This is a genomic window from Nonlabens tegetincola, from assembly GCF_002954355.1.
GTDB lineage: Bacteria > Bacteroidota > Bacteroidia > Flavobacteriales > Flavobacteriaceae > Nonlabens > Nonlabens tegetincola.
Genome location: NZ_MQVV01000010.1, coordinates 585,384 through 605,127 on the forward strand (window position 1 = coordinate 585,384; position 19,744 = coordinate 605,127).

General features: G+C 34.9%; 15 protein-coding genes. 12 read left to right on the forward strand and 3 right to left on the reverse strand.

Features of this window, described 5'->3' with window-relative positions; all coding sequences use genetic code 11:
• Positions 1 to 2 precede the first annotated feature (2 nt).
• The 5 genes from BST93_RS03155 (at position 3) to rlmN (ending at position 6,234) form a co-directional block, all read left to right on the forward strand.
• Entirely contained in the window at positions 3 to 329 is a 327-nt protein-coding gene (locus BST93_RS03155; RefSeq protein ID WP_042279574.1) for a nucleotide pyrophosphohydrolase, read from the forward strand.
• Positions 326 to 1,585 (forward strand): 3-phosphoshikimate 1-carboxyvinyltransferase, encoded by a 1,260-nt coding sequence (locus tag BST93_RS03160; protein WP_105018042.1) that lies wholly within the window; start codon positions 326 to 328, stop codon positions 1,583 to 1,585. The genes BST93_RS03155 and BST93_RS03160 overlap by 4 nt, the downstream gene beginning before the upstream one ends.
• Positions 1,586 to 1,651: 66 nt before the next feature.
• The gene (gene queA / locus BST93_RS03165) at positions 1,652 to 2,704 is read left to right on the forward strand and encodes a tRNA preQ1(34) S-adenosylmethionine ribosyltransferase-isomerase QueA (RefSeq protein ID WP_042279579.1); all 1,053 of its coding nucleotides are present in this window, start codon (positions 1,652 to 1,654) and stop codon (positions 2,702 to 2,704) included.
• Between the two features lie 114 nt (positions 2,705 to 2,818).
• Positions 2,819 to 5,131 carry a T9SS type A sorting domain-containing protein gene (locus BST93_RS03170; RefSeq protein ID WP_105018043.1) on the forward strand — a complete coding sequence of 771 codons (2,313 nt, stop codon included), beginning with the start codon at positions 2,819 to 2,821 and terminating at the stop codon, positions 5,129 to 5,131.
• 65 nt (positions 5,132 to 5,196) lie between these two features.
• Positions 5,197 to 6,234, forward strand: coding sequence for a dual-specificity RNA methyltransferase RlmN (gene rlmN, locus BST93_RS03175; RefSeq protein ID WP_105018044.1), 1,038 nt, complete (start codon positions 5,197 to 5,199; stop codon positions 6,232 to 6,234).
• Here rlmN and BST93_RS03180 read toward each other — a convergent pair whose 3' ends face one another.
• Together BST93_RS03180 and BST93_RS03185 are read right to left on the reverse strand one after the other, a co-directional pair.
• Positions 6,235 to 7,575: an aryl-sulfate sulfotransferase gene (locus tag BST93_RS03180; RefSeq protein WP_105018045.1), complete on the reverse strand. Its 1,341-nt coding sequence runs from the start codon at positions 7,573 to 7,575 to the stop codon at positions 6,235 to 6,237.
• Positions 7,576 to 7,630: 55 nt separating this feature from the next.
• A complete protein-coding gene (locus BST93_RS03185; protein ID WP_105018046.1) occupies positions 7,631 to 9,007 on the reverse strand; it encodes a T9SS type A sorting domain-containing protein in 1,377 nt (458 codons plus the stop codon).
• A gap of 203 nt (positions 9,008 to 9,210) precedes the next feature.
• Between BST93_RS03185 and BST93_RS03190 the strand changes: the two genes are divergently transcribed.
• The 7 genes from BST93_RS03190 to BST93_RS03220 all read left to right on the forward strand — a co-directional run bounded on the left by BST93_RS03190 (position 9,211) and on the right by BST93_RS03220 (position 18,850).
• On the forward strand, positions 9,211 to 10,188 hold the full coding sequence (locus BST93_RS03190) for a polyprenyl synthetase family protein (RefSeq protein WP_105018047.1): 978 nt from the start codon (positions 9,211 to 9,213) through the stop codon (positions 10,186 to 10,188).
• Between the two features lie 149 nt (positions 10,189 to 10,337).
• Positions 10,338 to 11,639: a ribosome biogenesis GTPase Der gene (gene der / locus BST93_RS03195; RefSeq protein WP_105018048.1), complete on the forward strand. Its 1,302-nt coding sequence runs from the start codon at positions 10,338 to 10,340 to the stop codon at positions 11,637 to 11,639.
• Between the two features lie 62 nt (positions 11,640 to 11,701).
• A complete protein-coding gene (locus BST93_RS03200; RefSeq protein WP_105018049.1) occupies positions 11,702 to 14,464 on the forward strand; it encodes an outer membrane beta-barrel protein in 2,763 nt (920 codons plus the stop codon).
• Positions 14,465 to 14,553: 89 nt separating this feature from the next.
• Positions 14,554 to 15,255: a glycosyltransferase family 2 protein gene (locus tag BST93_RS03205; RefSeq protein ID WP_105018050.1), complete on the forward strand. Its 702-nt coding sequence runs from the start codon at positions 14,554 to 14,556 to the stop codon at positions 15,253 to 15,255.
• Positions 15,252 to 16,745, forward strand: a complete 1,494-nt coding sequence (locus BST93_RS03210) for a cellulose synthase family protein (protein ID WP_105018051.1) — start codon at positions 15,252 to 15,254, stop codon at positions 16,743 to 16,745. Before BST93_RS03205 ends, BST93_RS03210 begins: the two co-directional genes overlap by 4 nt.
• Entirely contained in the window at positions 16,745 to 18,163 is a 1,419-nt protein-coding gene (locus BST93_RS03215; protein WP_146104971.1) for an MptA/MptB family glycosyltransferase, read from the forward strand. Before BST93_RS03210 ends, BST93_RS03215 begins: the two co-directional genes overlap by 1 nt.
• Positions 18,164 to 18,175: 12 nt before the next feature.
• Complete coding sequence (locus tag BST93_RS03220; RefSeq protein ID WP_105018052.1) at positions 18,176 to 18,850, forward strand: peptidoglycan-binding domain-containing protein; 675 nt, start codon at positions 18,176 to 18,178, stop codon at positions 18,848 to 18,850.
• On the opposite strand, the gene BST93_RS03225 is transcribed toward BST93_RS03220, so the two are convergent.
• Positions 18,828 to 19,721 (reverse strand): pseudouridine synthase, encoded by an 894-nt coding sequence (locus tag BST93_RS03225; protein ID WP_105018053.1) that lies wholly within the window; start codon positions 19,719 to 19,721, stop codon positions 18,828 to 18,830. The two genes, BST93_RS03220 and BST93_RS03225, sit on opposite strands and share 23 nt — an antisense overlap.
• Positions 19,722 to 19,744: the final 23 nt, after the last annotated feature.

Below are 19,744 nucleotides of genomic sequence, written 5' to 3' on the forward strand. Positions count from 1 at the left end.
CCATGTCAATTAAACAATCACAACAGCAAGTAGATGAGTGGATTAAAAATCACGGTGTTCGATATTTTAATGAACTTACCAATATGGCTCAACTTACTGAGGAAGTAGGTGAAGTAGCTAGAATAATTGCTAGACGATACGGTGAACAAAGTGAGAAGGAAAGTGATAAAAACAAGGATCTAGGTGAGGAACTTGCAGATGTTCTGTTTGTTGTACTATGTCTTGCAAACCAAACCGGTACTGATCTAGAAGATGCCTTCAATAAAAAACTAAAAATAAAGACTGAAAGAGATCACGATAGGCATCATAATAATGAAAAATTAAAATGATAGCATTTAAGTTACATAAATGCGACCATCCAGATACTGATAAATTATTCAAAATTACAGGATCAAAAAGCGAGAGTAATAGATGGTTGATTTTACAATCCTTGTTTAGTGATCTCGTTTTAAATAACCTATCAAATAGTGATGATACACGTTATTTAAAAAAGGCACTAGATTCTACAGATCATATTCTAGACATAGGTCATGCGGGAACGGCTATGCGTTTTGGAACTGCGTTATTCGCTTCTCAAGCAGGTAAGTCGGTAGTGATTACAGGTAGTGATCGTATGAAAGAGAGACCAATAGGAATTTTGGTTAACGCATTACAATCTATTGGAGCTCAAATTACGTATCTAAATAAGGAAGGATATCCACCTCTTGAAATTACAGGAAAGAAACTGAAAGGAGGAACAGTAACCTTACAAGCAAATGTAAGTAGTCAATATATAACTGCTTTATGCTTAATTGCACCAGTATTAGAAAAAGGTCTTGAAATCGAACTTATAGGTGAGGTTACCTCTAGACCTTATATAGAAATGACCTTGTCTATTTTAAAGAAAATAGGGTGTAATATCCAATGGGACGAGAATTTTGATGATAATGTTGAAAAAATAAGTATTCAACCTATAAAAAACATTGATAAACTATCTCAGACAGTCGAATCAGATTGGAGTAGCACTGGATATTGGTATACTTGGGTCGCTTTTCAAAACATTGGGTATAAAATTTCCTTGGAATCCTTCTACAGCGATTCTATGCAAGGTGATAGTAAACTACAGGATATTTATAAAAAATTTGGAGTAGAGACTAGTTTTGAAGGGAATAAACTAGTTTTAACTAAGACCTCAGATACGATAGATCAACAACTTCATTTTGATTTAACAGAGCAGCCTGATCAGGCGCAAACTATTTTTGTAACCTGTTTAGGTTTAGGTATAAATGTTGAACTCACAGGATTACACACTCTTAAAATTAAAGAAACAGATAGGGTAGAAGCAATGAAGGAAGTGGGATCACGCTTTCGCGAAAGCGTAATTACCACCACATCCGATTCTATAAAACTCATTCTGCCTCACAACAGTAAATTGTTACATGATTTTGTAGTTGATACTTATCACGATCATAGAATGGCACTTTCATTTGCTCCATTGTGTAAGTTTACTGACGTTCAAATTAATGATCCAATGGTAGTCACAAAGAGTTACCCAGACTATTATGAGCATCTAAAATCAATAAATGTGTCGATTACAGAAATTTAAGAGTTATTTTGCTTGACAAGGCCTGTCTCGAAATTGTATATTTGTATTAAATTCAAAATTAGTTAAATGAAGTTATCGAATTTCGGTTATAATCTACCACAGGATCGTATTGCACAATACCCTGAAGAAAATAGAGATGAGTCTAAACTCATGGTCTTGCACAGAAAATCTGGAAAGATAGAACATAAACTTTTTAAGGATGTAATCGATTATTTTGATGAAAAGGATGTCTTTGTAATGAACGATACAAAGGTGTTTCCTGCAAGATTATACGGTAATAAGGAGAAAACAGGTGCTCGTATAGAGGTTTTCTTGTTGCGTGAACTTAATCCTACTACCAAACTTTGGGACGTGCTAGTAGATCCTGCTCGTAAAATTAGAATAGGTAATAAATTATACTTTACTGAGGATGATAGTCTAGTCGCTGAGGTAATTGATAATACTACTAGTCGTGGTAGAACATTGAGATTTTTGTTTGATGGTACCTATGAAGAATTTAGAAAGAAATTAAAAGATCTAGGAGAAACACCATTACCTAGAGAACTGGAGCGTGATGTAGAGGAAAACGATGAAGAACGTTACCAAACGATCTTTGCACAAAATGAAGGTGCTGTAGCAGCGCCTGTAGCTGGTCTTCACTTTTCTAAGCATTTGTTGAAGCGCATGGAGATTAAAGGTATTGACGTAGCAAATGTTACCATGCATATTGGATTAGGTACATTTGCTCCTGTTGAGGTCGAGGATCTTTCAAAGCATAAAATGGATAGCGAGCAGGCGTTTATTTCACAAGCTACCTGTGATGCTGTAAATGAAGCTATCGATAATAAACGTAATGTTGTTGCTGTTGGGACAACAACTATGCGCACACTAGAAAGTTCTGTGAGTAGTGATGGTCACCTTAATACATACGACGGTTGGACAAGTAAATTTATTTTTCCACCGTATGATTTTAGTATTGCAACAGCTATGATAACCAACTTTCATCCTCCTAAATCTACTTTAATGATGCAGGCGGCTGCTTTTGCTGGTTATGACTTTTTAAAGGAAGCTTATGATATTGCATTAAAAGAAGGTTACAGATTTAGTACCTACGGTGATGCAATGTTAATCATTGATTAATCGATAAAAATTATAAGAATTTACTTAAAAACCAGCCTATAAGGCTGGTTTTTCGTTTTATCACGGAATAATTAGCTTGATTATTATATTTTTAAGACCTCTTTAAATAATAGTATGAAAAATTTTCCCCTTTCATTAATAACTGTGTTTATATTCAGTTTGTTTAGTCACGCACAAGATTCGTCAAAACCTTTTTCTTGGAGTTATGAAGGAAGTTATCAGGCTAATATCGAATCTTTTACTGGTGTTCCTTTTAAAAAACTAGCTAAAGAAGATGCCAAAAATGATTTAGATAAAAGTACACCTTGGCGATTTGGATATGATTTTGCCACTAATATAGACCCAGGTACTCATGGTGAGTATATTAATCTATCAAATGGTGATCGGGTATGGCGCGTTAGAATTCAGTCACCAGGTGCAAAAACGATAAATTTATTTTTTGATTGGTACAAGTTAGCAAAAGGCGCCAGGTTATTTGTTGCAGCCTATGACCAATCGGATAGGACAAAGGAACTTACTTATTTACAAAATAATCCTAATGACGCAATTGGGATTTGGCCAGTTAAAAGTGATGATGTTTGGGTTGAGTTGTATGAACCATCAGACGTTGTAGGTCAATCTATTTTGGAAATCGCAAACGTAGTTCACGGTTATAGAACAATAGGAGAATCACCAGACGCAAAAGCTTTAAATGACTCGGGATCCTGCAATCAAGATGTTGATTGTGATATAACACCACCAGGTGCCGATCCTTTTAACGTTAATCAGAAAAAGGAAGATGTTAAGAAAAGTGTAGCTATGATGGTAGTTGGGAATTCTGGAGTTTGTACTGGTTCCCTAGTCAACAATACAGCTCAAAATGGAGAACCATTATTCTTAACGGCAAATCACTGTGGTAATCAAGTATCAAGTTGGTCTTACAGATTTAATTGGCGTAGTGATAATCCATCTTGTGGAACTACTGCAAATAGTGGTAACGGAGGTTTTGATCAGACTGCTGTAGGAGCGACATTACTTATGAATAACTCGGGTAGTGATACTACTTTAGTTAGAATTACAGATGCTGGTTTCTTTAATTCTACCAATCCGCCAGATGTAGTTTGGAACGGTTGGAACCGATCTACAACCGCAACTCCTCAATTAAATTTTGGTGTTCATCATCCTAGTGGTGATATACAAAAGGCATGTCGAGACGATCAAGGAGCAACGAGAACTTCAACTTCATTCAATGGTAATGGTAATGCTCAAATGTGGAGAATTGCAGACTGGGATTTAGGTGTAACCGAGAGAGGTTCTTCGGGTTCACCATTATTTGATCAAGATGGTAGAGTTATTGGTGTTCTTTCAGGTGGATCTGCCGCGTGTGTAGGAACAAATGATAACGGTGGATTTGATATATATGGAAGATTTGGCGTTGCGTGGGATCAGGGTACAACAGCATCTACACGATTACGTGATTGGTTAGATCCAAATGGGACTGGTGCAGTTACACTCGATCAATATCCTCCAATTAATCAGTTTCCAATTGATGCTGCGGTTAGTTTGCAAAATGCGCCTCAGGTGGTTTGTGGATCTACCATTACACCAGATGTTGTTATACGTAATGCCGGTACACAACCGTTGACAAGTGTCGATATAGTTTATAATTTTAATAACGGAGGTAATACGACTATTAGTTGGACAGGAAACCTTAGTCAAAATGCAACGGCTGTAGTTTCTTTACCTAGTTTTACATTAAATTCAGGAAGTAATAATTTGTTTGTTAATTTAATTAATCCCAATAATTCAACAGATCCAAATGTGTCCAATAATTCAGTCATAGCAAATTTCACGAGAGATTCATCTCAATCATTTGTGGCAAACAACTTTGTAACGTTTAATATTACTACGGATAATTATGCCAATGAAACTTCATGGGAATGTTTAGATAGTTCTGGAGCTATAGTTGCAAGTGGAGCAAGAGGATCGCTTCCAGCAAACGCTACAACTTATAGTCGTACTATTCCTATAGTGCAAGGTGAGTGTTACACTTTTACTATAAATGATTCACAAAGTGACGGGATTTGTTGTTCATTTGGTGTGGGAAGCTATAATCTTACTACAGATACAGGTGTTGTTATAACAACAGGTGGCCAATTTGGCGCTAGTGAAACAACTAAATTTAATGTTACCGATACCAGTAGTGTAGATGATTCTTTAGAAGAAGCCCTGAAAATATACCCAAATCCTTCTTCTGGACTATTCACGATAGAATTTTCTCAGAAATCTAGTTATTCGTTATATAACCTGTCTGGTAAATTAATAAAAACAGGTCCTTTAGACGATAATAGCTCAACATTAGATTTATCAAGTCTTTCTAATGGTATGTATTTTTTAAGTGTTGAAGTAAATGATACTACGCTTACGCGAAAGCTTATAAAGAAGTAACGTATCAAACGTAATTAAGCAATATAAACGTCTTGCAAATTGTACCTTTGCAAGACGTTTTTGTTATGATAAAAAAAAGAGATATAAGGTCTTATACCAAAGAGGAGTTAAGAAAGTTCTTTGAAGAGAATGGTGAAAAAGCTTTTAGAGGTAACCAAGTGTATGAATGGTTATGGAAAAAAGGGGCTCACACATTTGATGAAATGACAAATCTATCCAAGTCTACTAGAGCCTTTATGGATGAGCATTTTATCATCAATCATATTAAGGTTGACCACATGCAGCGCAGTAATGATGGAACTATAAAAAATGCGGTCAAATTACATGATGGTCTAGTAGTGGAATCTGTAATGATACCTACACCTACGAGAACAACAGCTTGTGTTTCTTCTCAGGTTGGTTGTAGTCTTAATTGTGAATTTTGCGCTACTGCAAGATTGAAAAGAATGCGTAACCTTAATCCTGATGAAATTTATGATCAGGTAGTAGCTATAGATAAACAAAGTAGAATTTATAATAATAGACCTTTATCCAATATCGTGTTTATGGGTATGGGAGAACCATTAATGAATTATAATAATGTTCTTAAGTCTATTGAAAAAATAACCGGAGACGAAGGTTTAGGTATGTCACCTAAACGGATTACTTTATCAACTAGTGGTATTCCAAAGATGATTAAAAAGCTGGCTGATGATCAGCCTAAATTCAATCTAGCACTCTCCTTGCACAGTGCAATCGATGAAAAAAGGACACAGATAATGCCTTTTAACGAACAGTTTCCTCTTGCAGATATTGCAGACTCTTTAAAATATTGGTACAATAAAACAGGAACCAAGGTTACTTACGAATATGTTGTGTGGAAAGGTATTAATGATCAAAAAGAAGATGTTGATGCATTAGTCAATTATTGCAAAATAATACCTTGTAAGGTGAATATAATAGAATACAATAGTATTGATGATCCAAGATTTGAGCAAGCCTCACAACAAGCTTTAAATATGTATGAAAAGACACTTGAAGCTAATGGAATAGTTGTTAACGTACGTCGTAGTCGAGGTAAGGATATTGATGCCGCCTGTGGACAATTGGCTAATAAGGAATAATTAATTCTCAAGATTTAAGGATTGAATTCCGGAGTAGTTTATACTTAAACTCCGTGTTTTAAAACCGTTAGAGTACATTTTAAAATCTTGCTCATCCGTGCTTTCTTGATTAAAATCATATTCCCAAACAACTCTTTTGTCCATCGTCACTTCTCTGATAATATTACCGGCTGTGCTAGTTATTAATATGTTTCCATTTCTTAGTCTTTGACATCCTGAAGTTAGTTTTGACAAAATAGAATTAGAAGAATACTCCCAACTTACATTTGATGGTATGTTACCGATGTCTAGAACGTTTGGATAATTGCCGATTTCAGAAATATTTACGTTTATTGCCTTGACTGTTGAATATTCAACATTATCCAGATTATCAAAAACCAGAAAATTTTCGAATTGTCCATTACTCTTGAAAAATGAAGCGTCGTGTTGTCCTGTTATTTTTCTATCATTACTATTTCCTGTCTTAAAGTTTACAGGATTTCCCCATCTAAATAATATATCGCCTCCTTTGCCATAATTTCCACCTAAGCTAGTCCTGGCCTCTTCGGTACTAGTACTGTGATCAATTATAAAGAATTCATTCAAAGTGCGACTGTTAATTATTATTTGATCAAATTCGGTGATATAATTAAGACTATTCACGTGTGTATAATTTTCTCCTCCAGCACCAAGATTTACATCAAATAACTCAGGATGGTCTGCGATATTGCCATAGTTGCTTCGATTCACATCAAAGTCTTGGATTATGTGGTCCCATAATGACCATTCCCAAATGATATTAGCCTGATTATTTCCTACTGGTTGTATTTCAATTACTTTATCAATAACTAACCTGTTGTCAAACAGTTTATTTGGATCTCTTCCAGCTTCCACGCACATATTAAAATCTATAACTTCCCAAACACTTGCTAGAATATTACCATTGGGTAATAGCGCTATGTCATGATGAAGAGCTTGAGTTGAATTATCTAAATGCCATTCCCAAACTAGTGCGTTATTTTTATCTATAATTTGTAATTTTCCAGTTTTACCAGGAATATTAATTCCATTATCCGCATTCGTGAATATACTTCTTAATACGGAACCGTCTTTCATCAAATAAGCCATGAGAACTTCGTCACCTTCATTTGACCACGACTGTTGTAATTTACCAGTTCGATCTATTAGATAGGTCGTGTCTTGTCTCATGGGCGTTATTAAAATATAATCATCCTCAAAATGATCGTTTTCATATACTGTGATAGCTTGATTAAGAGCTGGTTTTAAAATTTGATTATCGTCTTGATTGCAAGAAATTAAGGAGATTACTAAGATTAAAACGGTAATGTAGGAATATTTCATAGATATAAAAAAAGCGCCCTTTTAAAGAGCGCTTTAAAAATACAAATAGTATTAGTTATTTTTTGATGAATTTGATTGATTGAGATCCATTATCACTTGAAGCTTTAATAATGTAGAAACCAGAATTCAGTTTAGATATATCTAGTGTTGAATCATTTAATGTTACATCTTTCATTAAATTTTGTCCTAATGCATTGAATATTTCAATATTATTTATAACTAATTCACTTTCAATTTCTAAGAAATTTTGTGCAGGGTTAGGACTGATTGTAAAAAAGTTAGCGTCTTTATCTTCAACTGAAGCGACATTTTCAGTTGTAAAAGACCATACAGGTTGATTTAATGCTTCTACACCATTGTTTGTTGGTACAACCTGCCAGTAATAAGTTGTGTTCCCAGTTAAACTCAGAAATCTAGCAGCAGTATTGGTGAATGTAGTAGTCAAATCGTTTAAAGTAGTAGGACTATCACCTAATCTTATTGTATATGCAGTTGGTTGTTGACCACTAGGATCTTGCATCCAACTTATGTCTACGGCATTATCTGGATTTCCGTCGTTGTTTCCATCAGTAGTGTCTACTGTTACATTTACAGCGCCATCCGCAGGTGTTGGTCCAATCGCATTTGTTGGAGGAGTTCCAGAAGGAGTTTCAGTTGTAAAAGACCAAACTGGGTTATTGGTTGAACTACCGCTTCCATTGATAGCGACGATCGACCAATAATAAGTGGTGTTAAAGTTATTTCCTGTAATTCTTACGCTAGTTCCTGTAAAAGTAGTTGCTTGAGTAAGATTATTCAAAGCAGCAGGGTCAGTACCGTATAGGATATCATATTCAGTTGCTGGAGAGCCTGTAGTTGAAGGAACCCAAGTAAGTTGAACTGCATTATCAGCAGCACCATCGTTGTTATTATCTGCTGTATCAATAGTTACATTTGTTGCCATGTCAGCAGGAGTTGGCGTAGTTACTGAATTAGGCGGACCAGTTACAGGAACAAAACTAGCAGTAAAATCAAATGGAACCGTAGAAGACCATCTGTCTTCCCAAGCAATATAATAAGTTGTCCCACTTGTAACATTAAATGATCCAGTTGAAGTAAGGTTAGATGGGTAGCTCACATCATCGGTAAAACCTTCACAAACTAAACTTGAACATGATCCCGAATATACTGAGACTTGAGTATCTACGTTATTGTTTGCAGCTAAATCTGAACTTAAATTGAGCACACCATTTGCAGTAGCTGTATAAGAAAACCAAGCAGATCCCGTTGATTGTGCTGTATATCCTGTACAGTCAGGAGTAGCTACTGTAGTTCCATAGGCGGTAACTGTGTTGTTAGAAGTTAATGATATTGGTAAGGCGTTTGAACAATCGGATTGTGAAAAACCAATTGCGCTTAACAATAATAAGGTTAATAGAGTAATTTTTTTCATGAGTTAAGTTTTATTAATAATCGTTAAAAATAGGAACTTTAATTGAGAAACGGGTTCATTTTTAACTGACTTAACGTTAAAAAACATTAAACAAATTTTATTTTAGATTAAATGTCATTTCATAGGATAATCTGTAAAAACAAAAGTTCACTTTTATGAATTCTATAAATTAATTAGAGCTTTTCTTAATATTTTTGCATCCCATGAAGATTGTTGAGCAAATTAAACAACCCATAGGTCATGAAATGGAACTTTTTGAGCAAAAGTTCAGACTTTCTATGGCATCTCGTATTCCATTGCTCAATAGGATTACTCATTTTATTGTAAACCGTAAAGGGAAACAAATGAGACCCATGTTTGTTTTTCTAGTGGCCAAGATGATAGGTGGTGGACAAGTAAACGAACGCACTTATAGAGGTGCCGCGGTAATCGAACTTATTCATACCGCAACGCTAGTTCATGATGATGTGGTGGATGATAGCCTGAAAAGACGTGGTTTCTTTTCAGTAAATGCTCTGTGGAAAAATAAAATTGCAGTTCTAGTAGGTGATTATTTACTGAGCAAAGGATTGTTATTGAGTATTGATAACGAGGATTTTGATTTGCTTAAAATAATCAGTGTAGCTGTGAGAGAGATGAGTGAGGGCGAGCTCTTACAGATTGAAAAAGCAAGACGTCTTGATATTACCGAAGAGGTTTATTACGATATAATTAAAAAGAAAACCGCTACCTTAATAGCTGCATGTTGTAGTCTAGGAGCATGTGCAGTAGCCCCATCAAGCGACCATGTTGAGAAAATGCTCAAGTTTGGTGAACTTATAGGAACTGCTTTTCAAATCAAGGACGACCTCTTTGATTATGGGAACGAGCGTATAGGGAAACCTACGGGAATCGATATTAAAGAACAAAAGATGACCTTGCCACTCATTTACACATTAAATACTTGTAGTGCAGACAAGCGTAAATGGCTTATCAATTCGGTTAAACGCCACAACCGGGATAAAAAAAGAGTAAGAGAAGTGATTCAATTTGTCAAAGATCATGGCGGTCTGGATTATGCCATTAAAGCTATGTATCAATACAAGAATGCAGCTTTGGAGATTTTAAACACTTATCCAGATTCTGAGTACAAACAATCTTTACGCATGATGGTAGATTATGTGATTGATCGTAAAAAATAAGTATGAAGCTTTTTACGCTTTCGCGAAAGCGTAATTCAAATTATCCTTTTTTTAAAAACAAATCATACTACATTTAAGCAGGTATACCTTTTCATACTAATAGGTTACTCTATTAAAATGAGTACCTTTGCAAATGCTAAAAACAAGAGATGAGTATAGTTGCGATTGTAGGAAGACCGAATGTAGGAAAATCTACCTTTTTTAATAGATTAATACAGCGTAGAGAAGCCATTACCGATGCCGTAAGTGGTGTGACTCGCGACAGGCATTATGGTAAAACCGACTGGAATGGCCGTGAGTTTTCTGTAATTGATACAGGTGGATATGTAATAGGTAGCGACGATGTTTTTGAAGCGGAAATTGATAAACAGGTAGAGCTTGCAATTGATGAGGCTGATGCGGTCATTTTTATGGTAGATGCGGAAGATGGAATTACCAGCATGGATGAGGATGTTGCAAAAATTCTTAGAAAAGTTACAAAACCTATATTTCTTGTAGTAAATAAAGTAGACAACGTACAGCGCATTCAAGATGCGTATGAATTTTACAATTTAGGTCTAGGTGATTATTTCAATATCTCTAGTATAAATGGAAGTGGTACAGGTGATTTACTAGATGCTGTAGTTGAAAAGTTGCCAGAAAAGGAAGAAATTGAAGAGGAAGAATTACCTCGTTTTGCCGTTGTAGGTAGACCAAATGCTGGTAAATCATCCTTTATTAACGCTCTAATAGGTGAAGATCGTTATATAGTAACTGATATCGCAGGAACAACTCGTGATTCTATTGATACAAAATATAATAGATTTGGTTTTGAGTTTAATCTAGTAGATACTGCTGGAATACGACGTAAAAAGAAGGTTAAGGAAGATCTTGAGTTTTATAGCGTTATGCGTAGTGTAAGGGCTATAGAGCATTGTGATGTTTGTTTACTCGTTTTAGACGCAACAAGAGGATTTGACGGTCAGGTTCAAAATATTTTTTGGCTTGCAGAACGTAATAGAAAAGGGATAGTTATTCTGGTGAATAAATGGGACCTTGTAGAAAAGGAAACCAATACGATGCGAGATTTTGAAGCTCAAATTCGCCGTGAGATGGAACCTTTTACTGATGTTCCTATTGTTTTTATGTCGGTTTTAAACAAACAGAGAATTTACAAAGCGATTGAAACAGCTGTAGAGGTCTATAAAAACAGGTCAAAGAAAATAAAAACAAGCAAACTTAATGAGGTTATGTTGCCTATCATTGAGAACAGACCACCGCCTTCAACCAAAGGGAAATATGTTAAAATCAAGTTCGTAACCCAATTACCAACTCCACAACCCCAATTTGCCTTCTTTTGTAATTTACCACAATATGTAAGAGAGCCTTACAAAAGATATCTGGAAAATCAGTTGAGAGAACATTTTGATTTTACAGGAGTTCCAGTAAGCGTTTACATGAGAAAAAAATAAAAGGGCAATAGTTTGAATTAGTTTTCGTTTGTAAATTACATTTGCTATGAAACTAACCAATCATGAAAAATTTGCTATTTACGCTGGTATTGATGACCAGTGCAGTTCTATTTGCCCAAAAAATAGAAATTAAAGGAGTTGTATTGGACTCCTTGTCAAATACAGGTTTACAAAGTGCAACCGTATTTGCTGAAGCTAAAAAAGACGCTACCTTAATTGCCTACTCGATAACTGATGAAAATGGCGCATTTACTATAAGTGGTAACACAAGTGTCGATAGTCTAGTATTTTACGCCTCGTATCAAGGGTATAAAGAGTTTAGAAAAGAGCTCTTTATAAAGGATAACCGGGAAATAGATTTAGGAAAAATATCTTTAAGTAATCAAGTAGAAGAATTGGAAGGTGTGCTTGTAAATGCCAAAGCTGCCCCCATTCGAATTAAACAAGATACTTTAGAGTTTAATGCTGGATCATTCAAATCAAAAGAAAACGCTACACTAGAGGATTTACTAGAAAAATTACCAGGTGTAGAAATAGATAAAGATGGCACCATAAAGGTAAATGGTAAAAAGGTCAATAAATTATTAGTAAACGGAAAAGAGTTTTTTGGGAGTGATCCCAAAATTGCACTTAAGAATTTACCTAAGGAGATTATTGATAAAATTCAAGTAACTGAATCTAAGACAGAAGAACAAAAAATTCTCAAAGAGAAAAGTGATAACAATGAGGCAGAAATTAACGTTGTCATTGCCGAAGATAAGAACAAAGGTTTTTTCTCTAGATTCACTGCTGGCGCTGGAACTGATGAACGATACTCCTTGAGTGGTATTGCTAATTATTTTAACAAGGATCTTCGTATCAGTGTACTAGGAGCTGGTAACAATATAAATTCACCTGGTTTTAGCTTTGATGAAGTGTTTGATGCAATGGGAAGTCAGGCATTCTCAATATCCAGAAGTTCAAACGGTTCCTTTGGTGTTAATGGATTCAACTTCGGTGGTAGTGGTGATGGTATTACTACTAGTCAAAGTGGCGGAATCAATATTTCTAATGACTGGGGTAAGAAGGTAGAATTAAGTGCAAATTATTTTTACGGAGGCAGTGAAACGATAAGCGCCACCCAATCGAGAAGAGAAACCTTTTTACCTGATCGTAGTTTTATCAATAATTCCTCAAATGATTCTAGATCAGACGGTTTTAATCACAGAATGCGTGCAGAATTAAAGGTTAGGCCAGATACTCTAACGACTATAACTTTTACACCTGAATTTAATTCGAGTCAAAATCAAAGTAATTCCAGTAGCAATTCAATTGCATCAAATCCCGACGGAAGTATAATTAATGACGTGGAAACTTTAAGCTCCGACGATTCTGAGTCAACAAATTTCAGTGGGAACTTTTATGTTTTTAGAGGAACTTTAGGCAAAAAATGGAGTTTTTCAGCTAGTGGTAATTTATCCTTGAATAATTCTGACAATCTCAATGATTTTAATAGTACAAGGAATACTTTTGGATCTTCACCTAGCACTGAAATCCAAAATCAACTAATTGATCAGGAAAATAACATTAGGTCATATAGAATAGCACCCAAGATTAATTATAAGGTTCATGACTCATTAAGCTTTTTTACTGAGTATACCTATAGGAATCAAAATCAGGAAAATATACGAAGCGTATTTGATAGAGATTCGGGTACGAATTTATTTAATCAAGCACAAAGTACTGATCAGGAAATTAATACCTTGGAACAACGGGCCGTATTAGGAGGAAGATATAAGTTGGGCAAATACAGATTGAATCTTTCTACAGGTTTTATACGACAAAGTTTAGATAATAATGATGGTCTTAGATCATTTGACTTTGAAAAAGAATTTACTAACCCTTATTTGAACGCCAGGATTACTAAAAGTTTTGGAGAAAATGGTTATCTAAGTTTGAGCTTTAGGAATGATATTAGTCTACCAGCAGCAAATCAATTACAGCCTGCTGAAGATAGAACAAACCCTCAAAACATTATAATAGGTAATCCGGATTTGAATGCTATAAAAAATAATCGTGTGAATTTCTACTATAGCGATTATAACTGGAAAGAGCAATCTGGATTATATGCCGGTGGATCTTTAAACTTTGTAAACGATAGAGTTGTAGCAAGTACCATAACAGATGAAAATCTGATTAGGACGACAACTTATACCAATGTTGATGGTGTGTTTAATTCATATGTTTATGTGAGTTACAGCAAAAGTTGGAAAAAAGACAATTCAAAAATTAAAGTAGGATCAGGTCTAGATGTAGGTTATGATGAGAACAAAGGTTTTACACAGAATATCCTATTTACTACAAAAAGTACAAGAATTAACCCTAGAGTATATGTGAGTTATGATATCGATGATTTATTGGACGTAAAATTGTCCTATGATCCTAGTTTTAATAAAACTAAATTTGATAACGCGCCATTTCAAGAGCAAGATTTTACTAATCAACAAGTATCAATCGACCTAACTACATACTGGCCTAAAAAGGTCACTTTTGGGCTAAGAGGTGAGTATAATAAGTTTGGGAATATAGAAGCTGGGTTTGATGATGATTCCTTGATTCTAATAGGTAGCTTAGGTTACTCGTTTGCAAATGATAAGGCTAATTTTAAAGTTAAAGCCTATGATATTCTCAATCAAGTAATAGGTACAAGACGAACTGTAGCTAGTGATTATGTTCAGGATACTAATACTTTAGTATTACAACAATACTTCATGTTTAGTTTTACGTATAAACTTTCAACTTTTACTAAAAAGAAATCGGAGAATTCAATCATTTTTATGGATTGATAACTGAGTACCATAAATAATATATGGTACTCAGTTATCACAGTATATTATTGGGTTATTGATTAACTTGCGCGGTTAAATAATAAGCCCTGCAACGTTTCCCTATCATACGAGTAATTATTCCTGCCTACAATGAACAAGATTCGATAGGTCATGTGATAAAAGATATTCCAAAAATTGTGACAGAAGTTGTCGTTTGTAGTAACAACTCAAGCGATGATACCGTCCTAGTAGCTAGAAATGCTGGTGCTACTGTGGTTGAGGAGCCAAATCCTGGCTACGGAAATGCATGTTTAAAAGCAATGGACTACATAGCGCAATTAAATGAGCGCACAGATATTATTGTTTTTTTAGATGGTGACTATAGTGATTATCCAGAACAGTTAATTGAGCTAGTGAATCCTATAATAAACGACGATATTGATGTAGTAATTGGAGCTAGGGTTTCACATTTGCGTGAAAAGGGAAGTATGACACTACCTCAAATATTTGGAAATTGGTTGGCAACTACCCTTATGAAATGGATGTTTGCAAGTAAATTTACAGACCTTGGCCCGTTCAGAGCTATCAAATATGATAAGCTATTAGCCTTGAATATGCAGGATAAAACTTACGGTTGGACTGTAGAATTACAGCTTAAGGCTCTAAAGAATAACTATACCTATTGTGAGATTCCTATGAAGTACCGCAATAGAATAGGAGTGTCAAAGGTGTCAGGTACTGTTAAAGGTGCTATCTTTGCAGGCGTTAAAATTTTAACGTGGATTTTTAAATACGGTATTAGGAAATGATTTTTGAGTGGATATGTATTGTGATTTATTCTATAGCATTAATATTAATTATGCTTTATGCTTTTGCGCAACTCAATCTGCTGGTTAACTACTTAAAAGCCCGTAAAAATCAAACAGATAACGATCCCGTTTTTGATTTGACAAACACTGCCGAGGTTCCATTTGTAACCATACAATTACCAGTTTTTAACGAAGCTTACGTTATGGAGCGACTGCTAGATAATATTGCTTTAATGGATTATCCTAGACATAAGTTAGAGATTCAAGTATTAGATGATTCTACGGATGAGACAGTTAAAACCACTGCAGCACATGTTGAAAAACTGGCTGCAACTGGATTAGATATTAAACACATCACTAGGACAAATCGTGTTGGATTTAAGGCAGGAGCTCTTAAAGAAGGTTTAGAAATCGCAAAAGGTGAATTCATAGCTATTTTTGATGCAGACTTCTTGCCGGAGTCTGATTGGCTTAAAAAAACCGTAATCTATTTTAAAAACCCTGAAATAGGAGTAGTTCAAACTCGTTGGGGTCATTTGAATAGAGATTTTTCCATTTTAACTCAAGTTCAAGCCTTTGCTCTCGATGCTCATTTTACTCTAGAGCAGGTTGGAAGGAATAGTAAAGGACATTTTATCAATTTTAATGGTACCGCAGGAATATGGCGTAAACAAACCATTATCGAGGCAGGAAATTGGGAAGGAGATACCCTAACCGAAGATCTAGATCTAAGTTATCGAGCGCAGCTCAAAGGTTGGAAATTTAAATATTTAGAGGATGTAACTACACCAGCAGAGTTACCTATTGTTTTAAGTGCTGCTCGATCACAGCAATTCAGATGGAATAAAGGCGGTGCCGAAAACTTTAGGAAAATGGCAAAACGCGTGGTGTCCAACAAGTCACTATCTTTTAAGTCAAAAGTCCACGGTATATTACATCTATTGAATAGTACTATGTTTTTAAACGTACTTATAGTAGGTGTTTTAAGCGTTCCCATGTTGTTCATTAAAAATACTTACGCTCACCTAGCGCCTTACTTTTATGCAATGAGCTTTTTTGTTCTTAGCTCAATTATCTTTTTTATATGTTATTGGTTCATGTATAAAAACACCTATGGTGGTGGTTTTAAAAACTTCATTTCCTACATTGGAATGTTTTTCACCTTTTTCTCGATTGCTATGGGATTCTCATTACATAATTCTATAGCTGTTATTGAAGGTCATATAGGTAAACGCAGCGAATTTGTGCGCACTCCAAAGTTTAATCTAGCAGCAGTAGGAAAAAATTGGAAATCCAATAAATATCTACGAAAAAACTTAAGTAAAAATCTAATTATTGAGTTTTTATTGATTCTCTATTTTGCGTTTGGAATTGTTGCAGCTTTTTATGTAGGTGATCAAGGTGGAGACTTTGGATTACTTCCTTTCCATTTGATGTTAATGATTGGGTTTGGATTCGTTTTTATTCGCAGTTTAACAGATAAACAATAATGAAACGCCGTATTAAAAACGGTCTAGGTCTTACTACCATTATATGTTGCGTACTATACGCTTTTTTCTTTACGCTTTCGCGAAAGCAATTCTATCAACTAACAGTTACATATATATTACTATTTATTGGTTTAGCCTGTTTTTGGTGGTTGTTTAAGGAATTTAATAGATCTTACTCTCAACTAGTTGATCAAGATAAAACACTCTTTCAAAAGCATAGAACTACTATCCTGATAGGAAGTGTAGGAGTTCTATTAAGATTAATGATTTGGGAAGTGACTCCCAATCTCTCTCAAGATTTTTTTAGATTTATATGGGATGGTCATATGTTGCTTAATGGATATAATCCCTATTTATATATTCCAGATGAGATCATAGGAGAAGCATCGTCCTTTATTCCTAATGCCCAGGTATTAAGAGCTTATATGGGAGATTTAAGCGCTAGTCATTATACCAACTATCCGCCGCTTAATCAGTTTTTCTTTGCAGTTGCGGCTGCACTAGGTGGTAAAAGTATAACGGCTACGGTTATTTTTATGAGATTGTTCATTATTCTAGCCGATGTAGGAACACTTGTAATCATGGTTAAATTATTAAAACAACTGGGTAAACCTGATTACTATAGTCTGTTGTATTTCTTAAACCCTTTTGTCCTCGTGGAATTGACGGGTAATTTACACTGGGAAGGTGTGATGGGCTTTTTTATGCTACTAGCGTTTTACTTATTATTAAAACTCAAAAAATGGTGGAGCGCCTTATTCATGGGATATGGAGTATTATTAAAACTCATGCCTTTGTTGATATTACCTATATTACTTAATCGAATTAAGTTCAGTAAAATAATCCCTTATTATTTATTCATTTTAATTGTAGTCGGAATAGGATTTTTACCATTCTTGTCCATTGAGCTTTTTGATAAATACAGTAATAGTGTAGGCTTGTGGTTTGGTAAATTTGAATTTAATGCCTCTGTTTATTATTTAGTTCGTGAAATAGGTTTTGGTCTTGTAGGTTACAATACTATAGGAACGATAGGGAAGATTCTACCTTTTTGTACTCTAATAAGTGTGTTACTTATTACATACTTTAGAGATAACCGCACACCAGTTGGTTTATTCACTAGTGTAATGTTAGCCTTTTGTTTGCATTTGCTCTTTTCTACCACCGTACATCCTTGGTATCTAGTAATACCCTTATTATTTAGTGTTTTTACCAAATATAGGTTTATGGTAGTCTGGTCTGCTTTCATATTTCTAAGCTATTATGCCTATTCAAATTCCAATTATCAAGAGAATTTGTGGTTGATTGCATTTGAATATGTGGTTGTAATAGGTTATTTCATTTACGAGTTATTTTATTTCTCCCGAAATCGGGAAAACACAACAAATGTGAATAAAAATGTATCTTTATACCGTTAAACCATCCATCAAATGAAAAAAATCATTATTGTTCTTTTGATTATAATAGTCGGTTTTCTAGCCTATGATTTTTATAAAGACTGGCGCCGATTGCATCCTGATAATGCAAATTACGAGGCAAGTGAAAAGATTGATATTACTTATCACGATAATAGCGTTTTATATTCCTATTATGAGGCTATTGAAGATTTAAACTCCTATGTTCAATATGAATGGAGTGTGAATGATGTGGATGTAATTAACCCATCAGATGACGATATAGAAACGCAACGCGCGATTAAAAAATATGTATCAAAACGAGCTTTAGTAAAATACCTGGAAAATATACTTGAAAATAGTGCTCATTTAAAATCTGAGGGATGGACCAATGATCAAATCCAACAGAAGGAACTAGGAATTACACAGCAACCTCAACCATCAAAAGTATTGCCGTTATACAAGGATATGCTAGTTACTTTTCCCAAGAATGAATTAAAAACTGGTAGTCGAGGAGTACTTGTTTATGAGGTTCAAAAACTTCTCAACAAGGCACTGAAGGATAGTATTGCAGTTGACGGTGTTTATAGCACTATCACTACACAAGCTGTAAGTAAATTCGAGGCAGCACATAGCTTATTTCCTGACGGACAGCTCGATGCGCTGACTCTCGAAAAACTTGTTGAGGTTACGACAACATCTGTAAATTAATTACTTCTTGTTGAGTAAGCTTTCTATAGTGGCCTCTAGGTAGGTCTTTTTTGGTTAAACCGTGAATCATAACAACATCCATAGAGGATACTGAGTAATCTAAACTCTCAAAGATCTCTTTTACGATACTTTCCTTATTTATGGAAAGCTCTATACCAATTTCGTTACTGCGACCGTTTTCAATGTAATTGATATCATTAACATGAATTTCTTGTCCATCGATAACCAGTCCTTCACGAATTTTTAGAAGGTCAGCATGTTTCAAACTACGTTCTAATGTGACTTGATATAATCTCTTTAGTTTTAGGTTAGGATTATTAAGTTTATTGGCCATTTTAATATCTGTGGTAAATATCATCAGTCCTAATCCAGTTCTATTAAGTTTACCTACATGATGTAGGTGGTATCCACTTGCATTGCGCATTAAATCATCAACTGTTTTAGAAGCCTTGTCTCCTTTATTAGCCGTAATAAATCCTTTTGGTTTATTTAGTAGGTAATACTCATTTCTTCTAGGAGTGATAGATTGGCCATCAAATTTCACGTGATCGTCTGGCTGCACTCGATAACCCATTTCTGTAACAGGTTTGTCATTAACAAAAACACTACCAGCTGCAATAAACACATCGGCTTCTCTACGACTACAAATTCCAGAATTGGCTATGTATTTGTTTAAACGAATACCTTTTGTATCGTCGCTAGTTGACGAACTTTCGTTTTTCTTGCGTTTTATGTATTGTTTTTTAGTGACAGGTTTCCCTGTTCTAGATGTGCCTATAATTTGATTTTTACCACCGCGAGTGTTGCGTGTAGATTTGCTTTTAGAATTACTATTAGCTGGTCCCTTACGTCCTCCTTTTCCCTTATTCATCTCTGCTATTTTTTTGCAAAGAT